Origin of the sequence: Pirellulimonas nuda, from assembly GCF_007750855.1 — a bacterium.
GTDB classification, from domain to species: domain Bacteria; phylum Planctomycetota; class Planctomycetia; order Pirellulales; family Lacipirellulaceae; genus Pirellulimonas; species Pirellulimonas nuda.
Genome location: NZ_CP036291.1, coordinates 5992898 through 6006951, shown reverse-complemented (window position 1 = coordinate 6006951; position 14054 = coordinate 5992898). Strand labels below are relative to the sequence as shown.

Below are 14054 nucleotides of genomic sequence, written 5' to 3'. Positions count from 1 at the left end.
GGGCCAATCCGCGGCGTCTGTCTAGGGTTTCGCCCGTTTGGCCCCTGATTTTCGCGTTCCGGCGCCGGCTTTGCATGTGTCGGTCCTGGGGGGATGGAGCGCCCCGATTTCGACCCACCCGCCACAGACTCTTTCCGGAGGCTTTTCGATGCCAGACACATGGAAATCCGCCCTGCTCTGCCTAGCAGCGCTGCTGCCATGGGCAGGCGTGTGCGCCGCCCAGCAGCCACCCGCGCTGCCCGGCACCCCGCAGTCCAACGACCGGCCCGAGGCCAACCTTGGCCAGCCGGAAGTGCTCGAAGCCGGCCCGATCCACGAGGCGTTTGCCGAAGGGGTCACGCTGGAAGCGGCCGAGCCGGTCACGGTCAACCGTGAGCCCCCCGAACCAATCAACGAGGTCCCCCCCGAAGTAAAGCCCGATGGCGCCAACGTCGAGTGGATCCCCGGCTACTGGGACTGGGACGGCACGCGCGACGACTTTGTGTGGGTCAGCGGTGTGTGGCGGGTAACGCCCCCGGACCGCCAATGGGTGCCGGGCCACTGGGCTAAAGCGGCCGATGGTTTCCAACGCATCCCCGGCTTCTGGACGACCGCGGGCGCCCAGCAGCTCAGCTACCTCCCCCCTCCCCCGGCCAGCCTTGAAGAAGGCCCGTCGAGCCCCGCGCCGGGCGAGAACTACTTCTGGGTCCCCGGCTGCTGGGAGTATCGCAATAGCGACTACGCCTGGCGGGCCGGCTATTGGTACGAGGGTCAGCCCAACTGGGTCTACGTCCCCAGCTACTACCAGCAGACCCCACGCGGCTGCCTGTATGTGAACGGCTACTGGGACTATCCCGTGCAGTCCCGCGGCTACCTGTACGCCCCCGTCTATTGGTCGGGAGGCCGCTACCCGGGCGCCGGCTACAGCTACCGGCCGAACAATATCTTGAACACGTCGCTATTGCTCTCGTCGTTGTTCATCGGCCCCTCACGCGGCTACTACTACGGCGGCGGCGGTTACTACGGAAACCACCCCGGTTACTCGCCGTGGCTAGGGAACAACCGTGGCTACGGCCGTGGCGGGTACGACCCGCTAACCGCCTACTACGCGTGGAACTACGGCCACAACCGCAACAACTGGCAGAACGATTTCCGCCGCGACTACAACGCCGGTCGCGGCACAGACAATAACGGTCGTGGTAATAATGGACGTGGCAACGACGGCCGTGGACCCGGCCGCGGTGGGGCGAACGCCGACGCCAACGTGGCGGCTACTTCGCAACTAATCCGCGACGCGCAGCAGGTCGCCAAGAACCCGCTAGGGGCGTTGGGGGTGGCCACGGTGAGCCAGCAGCAACGCGAGCAGGCCACCCAGCGGGCCGAGCAGCTACGCGAGTTCTCGCGTACCCGCGCCCAGGCAGAAGTCGACAACCGTTTTGATTTCCAAACCAACCGCGGGCCCGACGTGCGAGCCAACGCGGACGTACGCGGCAACGCCAACGCCAATGCCGAGGCCCAAGCGGGCGCCGGCAACGCGCGTGGCGACGCCCAAGCCGGCGCACGCGGATCGGTACGCGTCCCCGAAGGCTTCCGCCCCGGGTCGTTCACGATCCCGCAGAGCCTACGCGGCACGATCCCCGGACCGGCGGCCAACGCGCAGGGCGCCGCCCAGCAGGCGGCTCGCGACGCTCTGCAGCGCGGCCAGAACGCACAGCCGCAGGTGCGTGGCTACCGCGGTGTGCCCGGCCCTCAGCGCCAGCCTAGCGTCGGGCCGCAGCAGAACTTCCAGCCGCGGCAGTCGCTGCCCGGCTACCGTGGCCAACCCAGCGGGCCGCAGCCCGGCGGCCAGCCGATGCCCAGCAACCGCGGCAGCAGCGGCAATCGCGGCAGCGGCGGCGCCAGCATCAACGTGCCGGGAGTCGGTTCGCTGAACATCGGCGGCGGTAACCGAGGCGGTGGCGGCAACCGCGGAGGCAATGCCGGCGGCAACTCCGGGGGAAATGGAGGCGGAAACCGCGGCGGCGACCGGTAACGGCGCTTACGATTGGGCTTAACCCCGAAGCCCGCGAGAGAGCTTTCTCTCGCGGGCTTTTTTTGCGAGTAGGTAGAATCTGGCGGCGGAAGGGAACTACGATGACCCCCGGAGCGTCCGACGCTGGGGCGACCACCCTACTCGGTTCATCGATTCACTTCCGGAGACTACTGGGATGACGCGAACCCTCACGCTGACCCTGCTGCTGCTCTACGCGTTCGCGTCTCGCCCAGTGGCGGCTCAGGAGACCGAACCGGTCGACGCCGACCGCCTCACCGACGGAGATGTGACCGAGGTCACCGTCTACCAGGGGCAGGCGTTGGTCACCCGCTCGGTGACGCTGCCGGGTGACCAGACGGGGCTGCAGGAGGTGGTGGTGACCAACCTGCCGGCGTTGATCCTGCCCGAAAGCCTGTACGCAGAGCCGGGCGAGGGCCTCGAGATCCGCTCGGTCCGCTACCGCACCCGGCCGGTGGAGCAGGACGTGCGTGCGGAGGTCCGCGAGCTCGACGAGCAGCTCCAGGAGCTGCGGGACGAGCTCTCGGCGGTCGAGCGGGAGCAGAAGCTGTTGGCCGATCGCACCAAGTACCTGAACAGCCTCGAGGGCTTCACGGCCGGAACCGCCAAGAACGAGCTGGAGCACGGCGTGCTGAACGCCGAGACGCTGACCAGCCTGACCGAGCTGATCTTCTCGCGGCGGGAGCAGGTAGCGGCCGAAGAGTTGGAGCTCGCCAAGGCGCAGCGGGGGCTGAACGAAGAGATCAACCTAGCGACCCGCAAACGCCAGAACATCACCAGCGGCTCCGCGACCACGGTCCGCGAGGCGGTGGTGTTCGTCGACGCCCAGGAGGCGGGCGCCTCGCTGCGGCTGCGTTACTTGGTGGCGGGCGCCGGCTGGAGCCCGTCGTACAACCTGCGGGCGGGGACCGACCGCAAGCAGGTGACCGTGGAGTACAACGCCCAGGTGCAGCAGATGAGCGGCGAGGACTGGACCGACGTCGCGATGACGCTGTCGACCGCCACGCCGTCGCTGGTGGCCGAGCCCCCCAAGCTTGACCCGCTGGCGATCCGCCTGGGAGACAGCCCCGCGAGCGGCGGCCCCAAGGTCGCCGTTGGCGCCGAGGAATACAGCCGCCTCAAGCGGCAGCTGGACGCGAGCCGCGACAAGCTATCGGATGTTCGCAACCGGCTGGGCGAGCTGAACGCCGCGGTGGAGCAGACGCCTGCATCGGAGCCGCAGCAGCAGCAACCGCTTGAGGCGCCCGCCTTCGCCGCGGACTCAAGTATGCCGTATCGGCAAGGTTCATTTGACCACTCTGTCCAACAATCTGGGCAACCGTACGGCGGAATGGGGGGCGACGGGCAAGCAGCCGGTCGTCAGTCGTTTCAAGTCGGGTTCGGCGTCAACGGCGACGCCGGCCTCAATTACTTCGCCAACGAGTCGCAGATCCTAGACTTCAACGCCGAGGGTATCGTCGCGAAATCGAAAGACTCTCGAGGATCACAGCCTCCCGCCGAGGGGGTGAGCGTCAGCTACAAGCTAGCGGGGCGCACGTCGCTCCCCAGCCGCAGCGACCGGCAGCTCATCCAGATCGCCCGGCTGCCCCTCAAGGGGGACTTCTACCGCTTGGCGACACCGGTGCTCACTAGCTACGTCTACGAAGAAGCCAAGCTCACCAACACCGGCGACGTGGTGCTGCTTGCCGGCCCCGCCTCGACCTTCCTGGGAGACGAGTTCGTGGGCCGCGGCGCGGTGCCGACCGTGGCGGCGGGAGAGTCGTTCACCGTCGGGCTGGGGATCGACGCCTCGCTCCGCGCCGGCCGCGAGCTGGTCAGCAAGGAAGAAACCATCCAGGGGGGGAACCGGATCGTCGACTTCGTCTACCGGCTCACGGTAGAGAACTTTGCGGGCGAGGAGGCCCAGGTACGGCTGGTCGACCGCATCCCCACCATTGCAGAAGACGACATCAAGATCACGCTGGTCGACCCCGGCAAGAAGCTGGCCGACTACCCCGACCAGGCCGCCGAGCGCAAGCTGGGCCTGCTGCGGTGGGACCTCGAAGCCCCGGCCGGCTCAACCGGCGCCGACAGCGCCGCGGTGGAATACACGCTGCGGGTCGAGTACGACAAGGAGCTGTCGATCGTCGGGATGCCCGCCAAACGCTAGGGCCAATGGGCAGTGGGCCTCCTGCCGCCGCCCGACTGCGCCCCTTGGCGAGGCGGCCCGCCGGGCAGCGGCCGCCTCGCTAGGGGGGGCTGTTTTCTGACGCCGACCGGCGAGCTTGCCGATTGCGCAGACGCGCCTGCCAGCATCGCGGTTTTCTGACCCCTCTCGGGGCGTCCTGGCCCCGCGGGCGCCCCTACCGCCCGTTGACACACTTTGGCCATCGACGTACATTCGTCGATTCGCCGCTGATCGCTCGGCCACGTGGTCGTGTGTCGCGGAGAAGCGGGTAGCGGTGGTTGTTTGATAACGGGTCCGGTTCTGGAGCTGCAGAGTGGCGTCGCCGCAAGAAATCATTCGCATTCGGATGGAAGCCTACGACCACGCGGTGCTCGACCAGAGCGCGGCCGAGATCGTCGATACGGCCAAGCGTACCAACTCCATGGTCCACGGGCCGATCCCGTTGCCGACCCGGATCGAACGCTACACCGTTCTCCGCGGCCCGCACGTGGACAAGAAGTCGCGGCAGCAGTTCGAGATCCGCACCCACAAGCGGCTGATCGACATCGTCCAGGCCACGGCCAAGACGATCGAGGCTTTGAACAAGCTCAGCCTGCCGGCCGGTGTGGACATCAAGATTAAGGCAACCACGGGCTGAGCAGTCCTGCGACGGGCTGGCAAGCCATCGTGATTGCTATAGCCGCCGACCTCCGGTCGGCGCGTCTAGCAGAAAGCCAACTTAGAGACCAATCAGGCCGTCCGCGGTCCCAGCGACCTCCCGGCGGCCGACCGAGTACATGACTGGAAGTCAGTCGGGTAAGGCGGTGTCCGCAGTAGGCGGATCGCCGGCCTCCCGTCCGACGACAAACCCCTTCAATCGAACCTGCGTTAAGGCGTGGCGTGATGGCTAGCGACAAGCAAGCTAACAAGCAGATTATCGGAATCCTCGGCCGCAAGGTGGGGATGACGCAGGTTTTCGACGAAGCGGGCGTTGTCGTCCCGGTGACCGTCATTCAGGCCGGCCCCTGCCACGTGCTGCAGGTCCGCACGCCCGAGACCGATGGCTACTCCGCCGTCCAGGTCGGCTACCTCGACAAGCCTCGCCGCCTGGCGAGCCGCAGCGAGCGTGGCCACGTCGCCAAGCTCGACAGCAAGCGATCGAAGTCCCGCTCCGCCGCTGGCGTTGAGCTCCCCGCCAAGGCCGACTGCGAGCCCAAGCGGTTCGTCCGCGAGTTCCGCGGCCAAACCGGCGAGATGGCCGTTGGCTCGGAAGTGAACGTCTCCGCCTTTGAAGGCATCGAGCGGATCGACGTCATCGGCACCAGCAAGGGCCGCGGCTTCTCCGGCGCCATGAAGCGTCACAACTTCAAGGGCCAGCGGGCCACGCACGGCGTGAAGAAGTGCCACCGGGCGATGGGGGGCACCGGCTGCAGCGCCTACCCCAGCCGCCTGTTCAAGGGAATCAAGATGCCGGGGCAGTACGGCAACGCCCGCTGCACCGTGCGGAACCAGAAGCTCGTGTCGATCGACGCCGAGAACAACCTGCTGGTGATCCGCGGCGCCGTTCCGGGGCCGAACGGCGGATTTGTCATCGTCCAGAAGACCAACAAGTTGAAGTAGGCGAAGCAAGATGCCCAAGCTCACCATTCACGATCGCAAAGGCAACAAGGTCGGGACGTACAACGTCGAGGCCGAGGACTTCGCGTCGAGTATCAACAAGCAGCTCCTGCACGACGCCGTGGTGATGTACCAGGCGAACCTGCGGCAGGGGACGCACAAGACCAAGACCCGCGCCCAGGTGGCCGGCAACAAGAAGAAGATGTACCGCCAGAAGGGCACGGGCAACGCCCGCGCCGGCAGCAAGCGGAGCGGCGTGCGTCGCGGTGGTGGTCACATCCACGCCCGGCAGCCGCGGGATTACTCGTACCGCTTGCCGCGCAAGGCCCTGCAGATCGCCACCCGTATGGCGCTGGCCTCCAAGGTCCGCGACGACGAGTTGATCGTGATCGACGAGCTGCGTTTCGATGCGCCCCGCACCAAGGACATGGCCCACATCCTCAAGGTGTTGGGTTGTGACCAGTGCTCGACGCTGGTGACCACCGAGACGCACGACCTGAACGTCTACCGGAGCGTGCGGAACCTGGCCTCGGCCAAGATCTCGCCGGCGTCGGAGCTCAACGCGTTGAGCCTGCTCGCCTCGAAGAAGGTGCTGGTCACTAAGGCCGCGCTCGACGCGTTGCGAGCCAAGCCGGGCGGAAAGAGTGCGGCCAAGCCAGAGGCCGCCGCGGCCTCCTGAGTTCGCTGCGTTTGCAGACAGAGAAGATAAGTTCATCGCGTTACGTCCGTCGACAACACAACGTCGAGCTGAATCATGCCCCGGCATATCCCGTTTCAAACCACACTTACGCTCGAGCCGCACCAGGTCATCCTGAAGCCGCTGGTGACCGAGAAGGGTGTGCACCGTTCGACCCGTCACAACGCCTACGCGTTCCAGATCAGCAAACTGGCGACCAAGAGCGACGTGCGACGGGCGGTCGAAGAGTTGTTCAACGTCAAGGTGGTGAAGGTTCACACGCAGAACCGCCCCGGCAAGCAGCGTCGCACGCGCGCCAGGATCGGAATCACCAGCAGTTGGAAGAAGGCGATCGTTACCCTCGACCCCGAGCATCGGATCGACTTCTTCTAGGCCGTCACAGCAGGTTTGACTGCCGGGCCCCGGCCCGCAAAAGGCCCGCAAGGCCGTTCGCATTTAATCCGCCGATCGTTTAACGTCACAGCGCCATGGGCATCCGAAAATACAAACCGACCAGCGCCGGCCGCCGCAACGCGTCGGTGAGCGACTTTGCTGAGCTCACCCCGGGCGCCAAGCCGGAGAAGAGCCTGCTGCGTCCGATCAAGAAGACCGGCGGACGGAACAACCAGGGCAAGATCACCTGCCGCCACCGCGGCGGCGGCCACAAGCGTCGCTACCGGCTGATCGACTTCCGCCGCAACAAGGACGGCATGGCCGCCAAGGTGGAGTCCATCCAGTACGACCCCAACCGCTCGGCCCGCATCGCATTGGTGGAGTACGAGGACGGCGAGCGTCGCTACATAATCGCCCCGGACGGCCTCAAGCCGGGCGCCACGGTGATGAGCGGCCCCGAAGCCGCGCCGACCCTCGGCAACTGCTTGCCGCTGTCGAAGATCCCGCTCTCAACCGCGGTGCACAACGTCGAGCTCAACGCGGGCCGCGGCGCCGAGCTGTGCCGCAGCGCCGGCACCAGCGCCACGCTGATGGCCCGCGAGGCGGACTGGGCGCAGATCTCGCTCCCCAGCGGAGAGATCCGCCGCGTGCCGTCCGCCTGTCGGGCGACCATCGGCGTGGCAAGCAACCCCGACCACAGCTCGGTTGTGTTGGGCAAGGCGGGCCGCAAGCGTTGGTTGGGCCGTCGCCCGCACGTCCGCGGCACCGCGATGAACCCGGTCGACCACCCGCACGGCGGCGGCGAGGGCCGGACCAAGGGTGGCCGTCACCCGGTAAGCCCGCAGGGCAAGAGCGCCAAGGGCGGCGCCACGCGTCAGCGTCGCAAGCCGTCCAACAGCGCGATCGTCCGTCGGCGTAAGAGTCGGCGTTACGGCGTGCAGAAGTTGATCACCAAGTAAGAAACGTTTAAGGCTGCTAGGCGCTATGAGTCGTTCCCTTAAGAAAGGCCCGTACATCGACCCGAACGTGTACGGGAAGGTCGAGAAGTTGAACGAACGCGGCTCGAAAGAGCCGATCACCACCTGGGCGCGCGCCTGCACGATTATTCCGGAGTTCGTTGGGCACACCTTCATGGTGCACAACGGCAAGATCCACGTGAAGGTCTTCGTGACCGAGGACATGGTCGGGCACAAGCTCGGCGAGTTCTCGCCGACGCGAAGCTTCCGCGGCCACGGCGGCAAGGGGAAGCGGTAGCTGTTAGGCATTAGGCTTTAGTCGTTAGCGACAAAGCCTGTACCGCACTCAGCCGCTGCCTTCCTAACGACTAATACCTAACGCCTAATACCTTCCGTACCATGGCTTACCGAGCGATTCACCGACACGCCCGCATCAGCGCGCAGAAGGTACGGCCCCTGGCCGACCTGATCCGCGGCAAGGACGTGGACGAGGCGCTGTCGATCCTGAAGTTCCAGCCGCACCGGGGCGCCCGGATGCTGGAGAAGGTGTTGGCCAGCGCGGTCGGCAACGCCGAAGACCAGCGCGCCCCCAACCTGGGCGGCATGCGGGTGGTGGACGCGCGGATCGACGGCGGGCCGATGTTCAAGCGGATGCGTCCCCGGGCGCGTGGCATGGCCCACATCATCAAGAAGCGGTTTTCACACATCTCCGTGGCGATCGAATAGCACGCCGGCGCCACGGTCGTTCACGCTCTCCAAGTCACAAGCCCACAACCCACTCAGCCCCTCCATGGGACAGAAAGTCAACCCAATCGGCTTCCGCACGGGCATCATGCTCGACTGGAACAGCCGCTGGTACGCGCCGAAGCGCGAATTTGCGGACCTGTTGATGGAAGACCTGAAGATCCGCAAGTACGTCTCCAAGAAGTACAAGTTCGCGGGCATCCCGAAGGTCGAGATCGAGCGGACGCGCGACGAGGTGCGGGTGGTAATGCACGCCGCTCGGCCGGGCGTGCTGATCGGCCGCAAGGGCCAGCAGGTAGAGCAGCTGCAGGACGAGCTGCAGCAGCTAGTGGGCCGGCGGATCAACATCAAGATCGAAGAAATCAAGCGTCCCGAGCTGCAGGCCCACCTGGTTGCCGAAGACATCGCCGAGCAGCTGGGCAAGCGGACCGCGTTCCGGCGGACGATGAAGCGGGCGCTGGAGCAGACCATGGAGGCGGGCGCCAAGGGGATCAAGATCCAGTTGGCCGGACGTTTGGGCGGGTCGGAGATGGCCCGGCGTGAGAAGCAGATCGCGGGCTCGATGCCGTTGAGCACGCTGCGAGCGAAGATCGATTATGGTTTTGTGGAAGCGATGACGGCCCAGGGCCACGTCGGCATCCAAGTGTGGATCAATCAAGGCGAGTTCGAGGACCAAACTGATGGCGCTGATGCCCAAGAGGGTCAAGCACCGAAAAAGCCAAAGAGGACGTATAAGAGGTAACGCGACCCGTGGGAACCGCGTTGTCTTTGGCGATTTCGGCCTGCAGGCCATGGAAGGGGGCTGGATCAGCTCCCAGACAATTGAAGCGGGGCGTATCGCAGCGCAGCAGTATGTGCGTGGCGAGGGCCGGCTTTATATCCGTATATTTCCGCACAAGTCGGTGACCTCGATCCCGCTCGAAACCCGCATGGGTAAGGGCAAGGGCGAGCCCGACTTCTGGGCGGCCGTCGTGAGGCCCGGAACCGTGCTGTACGAGGTTGCCGGGATCACCGAGGCCGCGGCGAAGATTTGCTTCGCCCGCTTGGCTCACAAGATGCCGGTGCGGGTGCGGTTGGTCAAGCGTGACGACTCGAAGTAACTATTTAACTCCCCCCGTGTCCGAGCCCGGCGTCAAGAAGTTCTGCTTTGTGAGGCGTTGCTTCGCGAGGCAAAGGTTCATGGCCGGGGGGGCAGGGTGATCCGGACGAGAACGATGGCGAAGATTGCAGAACTACGGGAGATGAGCGACGAGCAGCTCGAGCTCACCGGCAAAGAGGCTGCCGACCAACTCTTTCGTTTGCGGATTCAGTCGCAGACGGAGCGTCTGGACGCCCCCAGCGAGCTGCGTCGCAACCGTCGTCTGATCGCGCGGGTCAAGACGCTGCAGACCCAGCGGGCCCGCGACGTCGAACCGTCGGAAACCTCCACCTAACACGGCGCTCCTAAGAGTGTTGGCCACGAAGAAGCTGCGTTGGCCACCTGCGTTCGCTCAACCAAACCGTCTACTATGCCCAAGAAAATACTGACTGGCGTCGTCAAGGCCGACAAGTGCGAGAAGACCCGGCGGGTTGAGATCGCGCGACTGGTCAAGCACCCGAAGTACGGGAAGTACATCCACGGGCGGACGATCTGCTACGTGCACGACGAGCAGAACACCTCGAAGCTGGGCGACACGGTCGAGATCATCGAGTGCCCGCCGAAGTCGCGCACCAAGCGTTGGGAGCTGGTCCGCGTGGTGGCCGAGAGCCAGTTGGTGGACCTGGCGGCGCTCAAGGCGGCGCACAAGCTGGCGTTGGAGTCGAAGAAAGAGGCAGAGGCAGCGGCCGGCGAGGGTTAGTCCCCACGCCCGGGTCCGCGCGTAGTAGCAGACAGACACCACAATCAACGGGTCGACAGACCGCGGCCGCCTCGGCCCGGCTAAGAGATCGAGTAAATAAGAGTTCGAGTAAGACGCCATGATTCAGATGCAGTCCAGGCTGAACGTCGCCGACAACACCGGCGCCAAAGAGGTGATGTGCATCAAGGTGCTGGGGGGGAGCCGACGCCGGTTTGCCGGCGTAGGTGACGTGATCATCTGCAGCGTGAAGAGCGTGATCCCGGGCTCCGAGGTGAAGAAGAAGGCCGTGGTGCGGGCCGTGATCGTCCGCACCCGCAGCCCGAACCGACGGACCGACGGCAGCTACGTGCGGTTCGATTCGAACGCCGTGGTGCTGATCGACAAAGACAACAACCCGCGTGGAACGCGGATCTTCGGGGCGGTGGCCCGTGAGCTGCGTGACCGCCGGTTCATGAAGATCGTGAGCCTCGCCAACGAAGTCGTTTAGAGTAACCCGTGTGTTAGACGCCCGAGGGGTCGGTGACCCGGGGCGTGCAGCTCAACCGATAAACCCGCGAACCCTCGCCGCACCTCGAAGCCGCCATGTTGATCAAGACCGGAGACAGCGTTGTAGTCGCCACCGGCGCCGATAAGGGCGTGCGGAGCCGGGTCACCAAGATCGATCGGCTCGCCGACAAGGCGTTGGTCGAAGGGGTGAACCGCGTCTACAAGCACGTGCGTCGCAGCCAGAAGAACCCCCAGGGTGGGCGGCTCAGCAAGGAGATGCCGGTTCAGCTTTCGAACCTGCGTTACTTCTGCGAGTCGTGCGGCAAGGGCGTTCGGTTGGGGGCCCGGTTCTTGGAGGACGGCTCGAAGGAGCGGTTCTGCAAGAAGTGCGGGACCTCCGTCGGCCAGATCGCGCCGGCCCACCAGGGCCACGCGGCGAAGAAGTAAACGGCCCAAAACAGGCCCCCGTTAGTACAGCGTTAGTCAACCCATCGTCGCACTTCGTCCCGCGCCCGGCGCCGCCCGCCGGGACAGACGAACCAGGCCCAATCCTCGAAGCCATGACGCCTCGACTCCAAAAGCAATACAACGAAGAGCTCCTGCCGCAGTTTGCGGAGAAGGTCGGCCGGACGAATCGGTTGTCGCTCCCGCGGCTCAACAAGATCGTTGTGAGCATGGGCGTCGGCAGCGCGATCAGCGACAAGAAGCACATCGAAGACGCCACCAGCGCGCTCGCAGAGATCACCGGCCAGAAGCCGATGGTCTGCCGGGCCCGTAAGTCGGTCGCCGCCTTCCGGCTGCGGGAAGGGCAAGCGATCGGCTGCAAGGTCACGCTCCGCGGCGCGCGGATGTACGAGTTCCTCGACCGGCTGATCTCGATCGCGCTGCCGCGTGTCCGCGACTTCCGCGGCTGCAAGGCCAACGCGTTCGACGGCCACGGCAACTACAGCCTGGGGCTGACCGAGCAGTTGGTGTTCCCCGAGCTGAACCCGGACAAATACACGCGGGTCCAAGGGATGAACATCGCGATCTGCTTCAAGGGCGGGTCGGACAGCGAGTCGAAGATGCTGATGGAAATGCTCGGCTTCCCGTTCCAACGCGACGACATCGCGGCGTAGCGGACGCACAGGCCCGATCTACCGAAGGACCGGCAGATCGAGTGGGCGACAGAAAGAATCGTCGGGCAGGAAGCCGCGGACAGGAAGCAAAGTGCAGGAACAGTTCAGCGGCCGGAAAGTTTACCGACCAAGTTGTTTGACGACCAAGAATCGAAGCCTTCAGTTCGATCCAGGAACCCACGACCGTGGCCAGTAAGAGCAAGATCGCGAAAGCCGAAGCAAAGCCGAAGTACTCCTCGCGGCGAGAGAACCGCTGCAAGGTGTGCGGCCGGCCGCGCGCCGTGTACCGTAAGTTCGGCTTGTGCCGGATCCATTTCCGCGAGTTGGCCGACCGGGGGATGATCCCCGGCGTCCGCAAAGCGAGCTGGTAGCAAGGCCCCCTTGGCCGCGCCGCCCGCAGAGTCAGTTCGTCCTACAGCGCTCCGAACGTCCGACAGCGCAATAAAACCAACGACCGCAACCCTACACATTGGTTGTCAGGAGTCGAACACGCGATGATGACCGACCCGATCGCCGACATGCTCACCCGCATCCGCAACGCGGTTAGCGTTGAGCGGCCGAGTGTGACTATGCCGGTGTCCAAGGTGAAGCGAGGCGTGGCCGAAGTGCTTAAGCGCGAGGGCTACATCTGGGACTGGCGAGAAGAGGCCGACGAAGAGGCGCCCGCGCCCCACTTGCTGATCGACCTGAAGTACGGGCCGAACGGCGAGCGCGTGATCCGCCACATCAAGCGGGTCAGCAAGCCCGGGCGTCGGGTTTACGCCCCCGCCAAGCGGCTGCGGCCGGTCCTCAACGGCCTGGGCATCTCGATCATCAGCACCAGCCGCGGCGTGATCAGCGACCGCGAGGCCCGCACCCGCAACCTGGGTGGCGAGGTGCTTTGCGAGTTGTGGTAGTACGATTTTCGGCGCGGCTCGTGCCGCACGCCGCCAGCACAGATTTTTTCACTTCCTAGATCCGGACGCCGTCCGCCAAAGCCCACCGCTTCGACATGAGCAGATTAGGCAAAAAACCCGTAGCCATCCCCGATGGCGTGAAGGTGTCGGTCGCCGGCGGCGAGGTGGTCGCTGAGGGGAAGCTCGGCAAGCTGACCTACACCCACCGTCCCGAGGTGTCGATCGAGGTGGACGCGGACGCCAAAGAGGTGGTCGTGTCGCGGACCGGCGAGGAGCGCGAGCACCGCGCCTTCCACGGGCTGACCCGCGCCTTGGTGCAGAACATGGTGGTGGGCGTCTCGGAGGGCTACGTCAAGAAGCTCGAGATCCAAGGGGTCGGCTACCTCGGCGCCATCCAGGGCGACGTGCTGCAGCTCCGCGTTGGGTTCGCCAACGAGATCCAGAAGAAGATCCCCGCCGGCGTGAACGTCACCTGCCCCGACCAGACGCACATCGTGGTTCAGGGCATGGACAAGCAGCGGGTGGGGCAGTTCGCCGCGGAAGTGCGGGCCGTCCGCAAGCCGGAGCCCTACAAGGGCAAGGGCATCCGCTACGAGGGCGAGCAAGTCCGCCGCAAGGCGGGCAAGGCCGCCAAGTAACGCAAGGCCGCCCAGCAGTGGCGGGCCCCGTCCCTAATCGTCATCGGTCGGCGTCCCCCACGCCCGCATCGGCTCGAAACCTTTCCTCACCTGCATCCGAATTACCATGTCACAGCAGACCGCCCTCAACCGGCAGCGACTGCGGCGTAAGTTTCGCGTCCGTAAGCGTCTGCATGGCGACTCCGTTCGCCCCCGGCTCACGGTGCACCGCAGCCACAAGAACATCAGCGCGCAGATCGTCAACGACGACACGCGGACCACGCTGGTGTCGGCCTCGACGCTGGACAAGGACCTGGTGGGCGGGATCGCCTACGGCGGCAACAAGACGGCCGCCGAAGCGATCGGCAAGGCCCTGGCCGAGAAGGCCAAGGCGGCCGGAGTCACCAAGGTGCGGTTCGACCGCGGCCCGTTCAAGTTCCACGGCCGGGTGGCCGCGCTCGCCGCGGCGGCCCGTGAGGCCGGCCTAGATTTTTAGGCCCAGATCGAATTAGCTTAGTCGTACCGGCCGCTTGGCCGG

General features: G+C 65.5%; 20 protein-coding genes. All 20 read left to right on the top strand.

Going from position 1 to position 14054, the window contains the following annotated elements; genetic code table 11:
- The first annotated feature begins 148 nt into the window (after positions 1-148).
- The 20 genes from Pla175_RS23320 to rplR all read left to right on the top strand — a co-directional run bounded on the left by Pla175_RS23320 (position 149) and on the right by rplR (position 14012).
- Positions 149-2011, top strand: a complete 1863-nt coding sequence (locus tag Pla175_RS23320) for a YXWGXW repeat-containing protein (protein ID WP_145291305.1) — start codon at positions 149-151, stop codon at positions 2009-2011.
- 175 nt (positions 2012-2186) lie between these two features.
- Positions 2187-4178 (top strand): mucoidy inhibitor MuiA family protein, encoded by a 1992-nt coding sequence (locus Pla175_RS23315; RefSeq protein ID WP_145291303.1) that lies wholly within the window; start codon positions 2187-2189, stop codon positions 4176-4178.
- A 331-nt stretch (positions 4179-4509) separates the two neighbouring features.
- On the top strand, positions 4510-4833 hold the full coding sequence (gene rpsJ, locus Pla175_RS23310; protein WP_145291301.1) for a 30S ribosomal protein S10: 324 nt from the start codon (positions 4510-4512) through the stop codon (positions 4831-4833).
- Positions 4834-5138: 305 nt separating this feature from the next.
- Positions 5139-5795, top strand: coding sequence for a 50S ribosomal protein L3 (gene rplC / locus Pla175_RS23305; protein WP_145292279.1), 657 nt, complete (start codon positions 5139-5141; stop codon positions 5793-5795).
- A gap of 10 nt (positions 5796-5805) precedes the next feature.
- On the top strand, positions 5806-6471 hold the full coding sequence (gene rplD / locus Pla175_RS23300) for a 50S ribosomal protein L4 (RefSeq protein WP_145291298.1): 666 nt from the start codon (positions 5806-5808) through the stop codon (positions 6469-6471).
- A 75-nt stretch (positions 6472-6546) separates the two neighbouring features.
- On the top strand, positions 6547-6861 hold the full coding sequence (gene rplW, locus Pla175_RS23295; protein WP_145291296.1) for a 50S ribosomal protein L23: 315 nt from the start codon (positions 6547-6549) through the stop codon (positions 6859-6861).
- A 95-nt stretch (positions 6862-6956) separates the two neighbouring features.
- Positions 6957-7820: a 50S ribosomal protein L2 gene (gene rplB / locus Pla175_RS23290; RefSeq protein ID WP_145291294.1), complete on the top strand. Its 864-nt coding sequence runs from the start codon at positions 6957-6959 to the stop codon at positions 7818-7820.
- 25 nt (positions 7821-7845) lie between these two features.
- Positions 7846-8115, top strand: a complete 270-nt coding sequence (gene rpsS, locus Pla175_RS23285; protein WP_145291292.1) for a 30S ribosomal protein S19 — start codon at positions 7846-7848, stop codon at positions 8113-8115.
- 101 nt (positions 8116-8216) lie between these two features.
- Positions 8217-8543, top strand: a complete 327-nt coding sequence (gene rplV, locus Pla175_RS23280) for a 50S ribosomal protein L22 (RefSeq protein WP_145291289.1) — start codon at positions 8217-8219, stop codon at positions 8541-8543.
- 64 nt (positions 8544-8607) lie between these two features.
- Entirely contained in the window at positions 8608-9303 is a 696-nt protein-coding gene (gene rpsC / locus Pla175_RS23275; protein ID WP_145291287.1) for a 30S ribosomal protein S3, read from the top strand.
- A complete protein-coding gene (gene rplP / locus Pla175_RS23270) occupies positions 9242-9661 on the top strand; it encodes a 50S ribosomal protein L16 (RefSeq protein ID WP_145291285.1) in 420 nt (139 codons plus the stop codon). The genes rpsC and rplP overlap by 62 nt, the downstream gene beginning before the upstream one ends.
- A 114-nt stretch (positions 9662-9775) precedes the next feature.
- The gene (gene rpmC / locus Pla175_RS23265) at positions 9776-9994 is read left to right on the top strand and encodes a 50S ribosomal protein L29 (protein WP_145291283.1); all 219 of its coding nucleotides are present in this window, start codon (positions 9776-9778) and stop codon (positions 9992-9994) included.
- A gap of 75 nt (positions 9995-10069) precedes the next feature.
- Entirely contained in the window at positions 10070-10399 is a 330-nt protein-coding gene (rpsQ, locus tag Pla175_RS23260; RefSeq protein ID WP_145291280.1) for a 30S ribosomal protein S17, read from the top strand.
- Positions 10400-10517: 118 nt separating this feature from the next.
- Positions 10518-10886, top strand: coding sequence for a 50S ribosomal protein L14 (gene rplN / locus Pla175_RS23255; RefSeq protein WP_145291278.1), 369 nt, complete (start codon positions 10518-10520; stop codon positions 10884-10886).
- A gap of 95 nt (positions 10887-10981) precedes the next feature.
- The gene (rplX, locus tag Pla175_RS23250; protein WP_145291277.1) at positions 10982-11332 is read left to right on the top strand and encodes a 50S ribosomal protein L24; all 351 of its coding nucleotides are present in this window, start codon (positions 10982-10984) and stop codon (positions 11330-11332) included.
- A 113-nt stretch (positions 11333-11445) separates the two neighbouring features.
- The gene (rplE, locus tag Pla175_RS23245) at positions 11446-12003 is read left to right on the top strand and encodes a 50S ribosomal protein L5 (RefSeq protein WP_145291274.1); all 558 of its coding nucleotides are present in this window, start codon (positions 11446-11448) and stop codon (positions 12001-12003) included.
- Positions 12004-12188: 185 nt separating this feature from the next.
- Positions 12189-12374, top strand: a complete 186-nt coding sequence (locus Pla175_RS23240) for a type Z 30S ribosomal protein S14 (protein ID WP_145291272.1) — start codon at positions 12189-12191, stop codon at positions 12372-12374.
- A gap of 123 nt (positions 12375-12497) precedes the next feature.
- Positions 12498-12899, top strand: a complete 402-nt coding sequence (rpsH, locus tag Pla175_RS23235) for a 30S ribosomal protein S8 (RefSeq protein WP_145291270.1) — start codon at positions 12498-12500, stop codon at positions 12897-12899.
- Between the two features lie 95 nt (positions 12900-12994).
- A complete protein-coding gene (rplF, locus tag Pla175_RS23230; RefSeq protein WP_145291267.1) occupies positions 12995-13537 on the top strand; it encodes a 50S ribosomal protein L6 in 543 nt (180 codons plus the stop codon).
- A 106-nt stretch (positions 13538-13643) separates the two neighbouring features.
- Positions 13644-14012, top strand: coding sequence for a 50S ribosomal protein L18 (rplR, locus tag Pla175_RS23225; protein ID WP_145291265.1), 369 nt, complete (start codon positions 13644-13646; stop codon positions 14010-14012).
- The last annotated feature ends 42 nt before the right edge of the window (positions 14013-14054 follow it).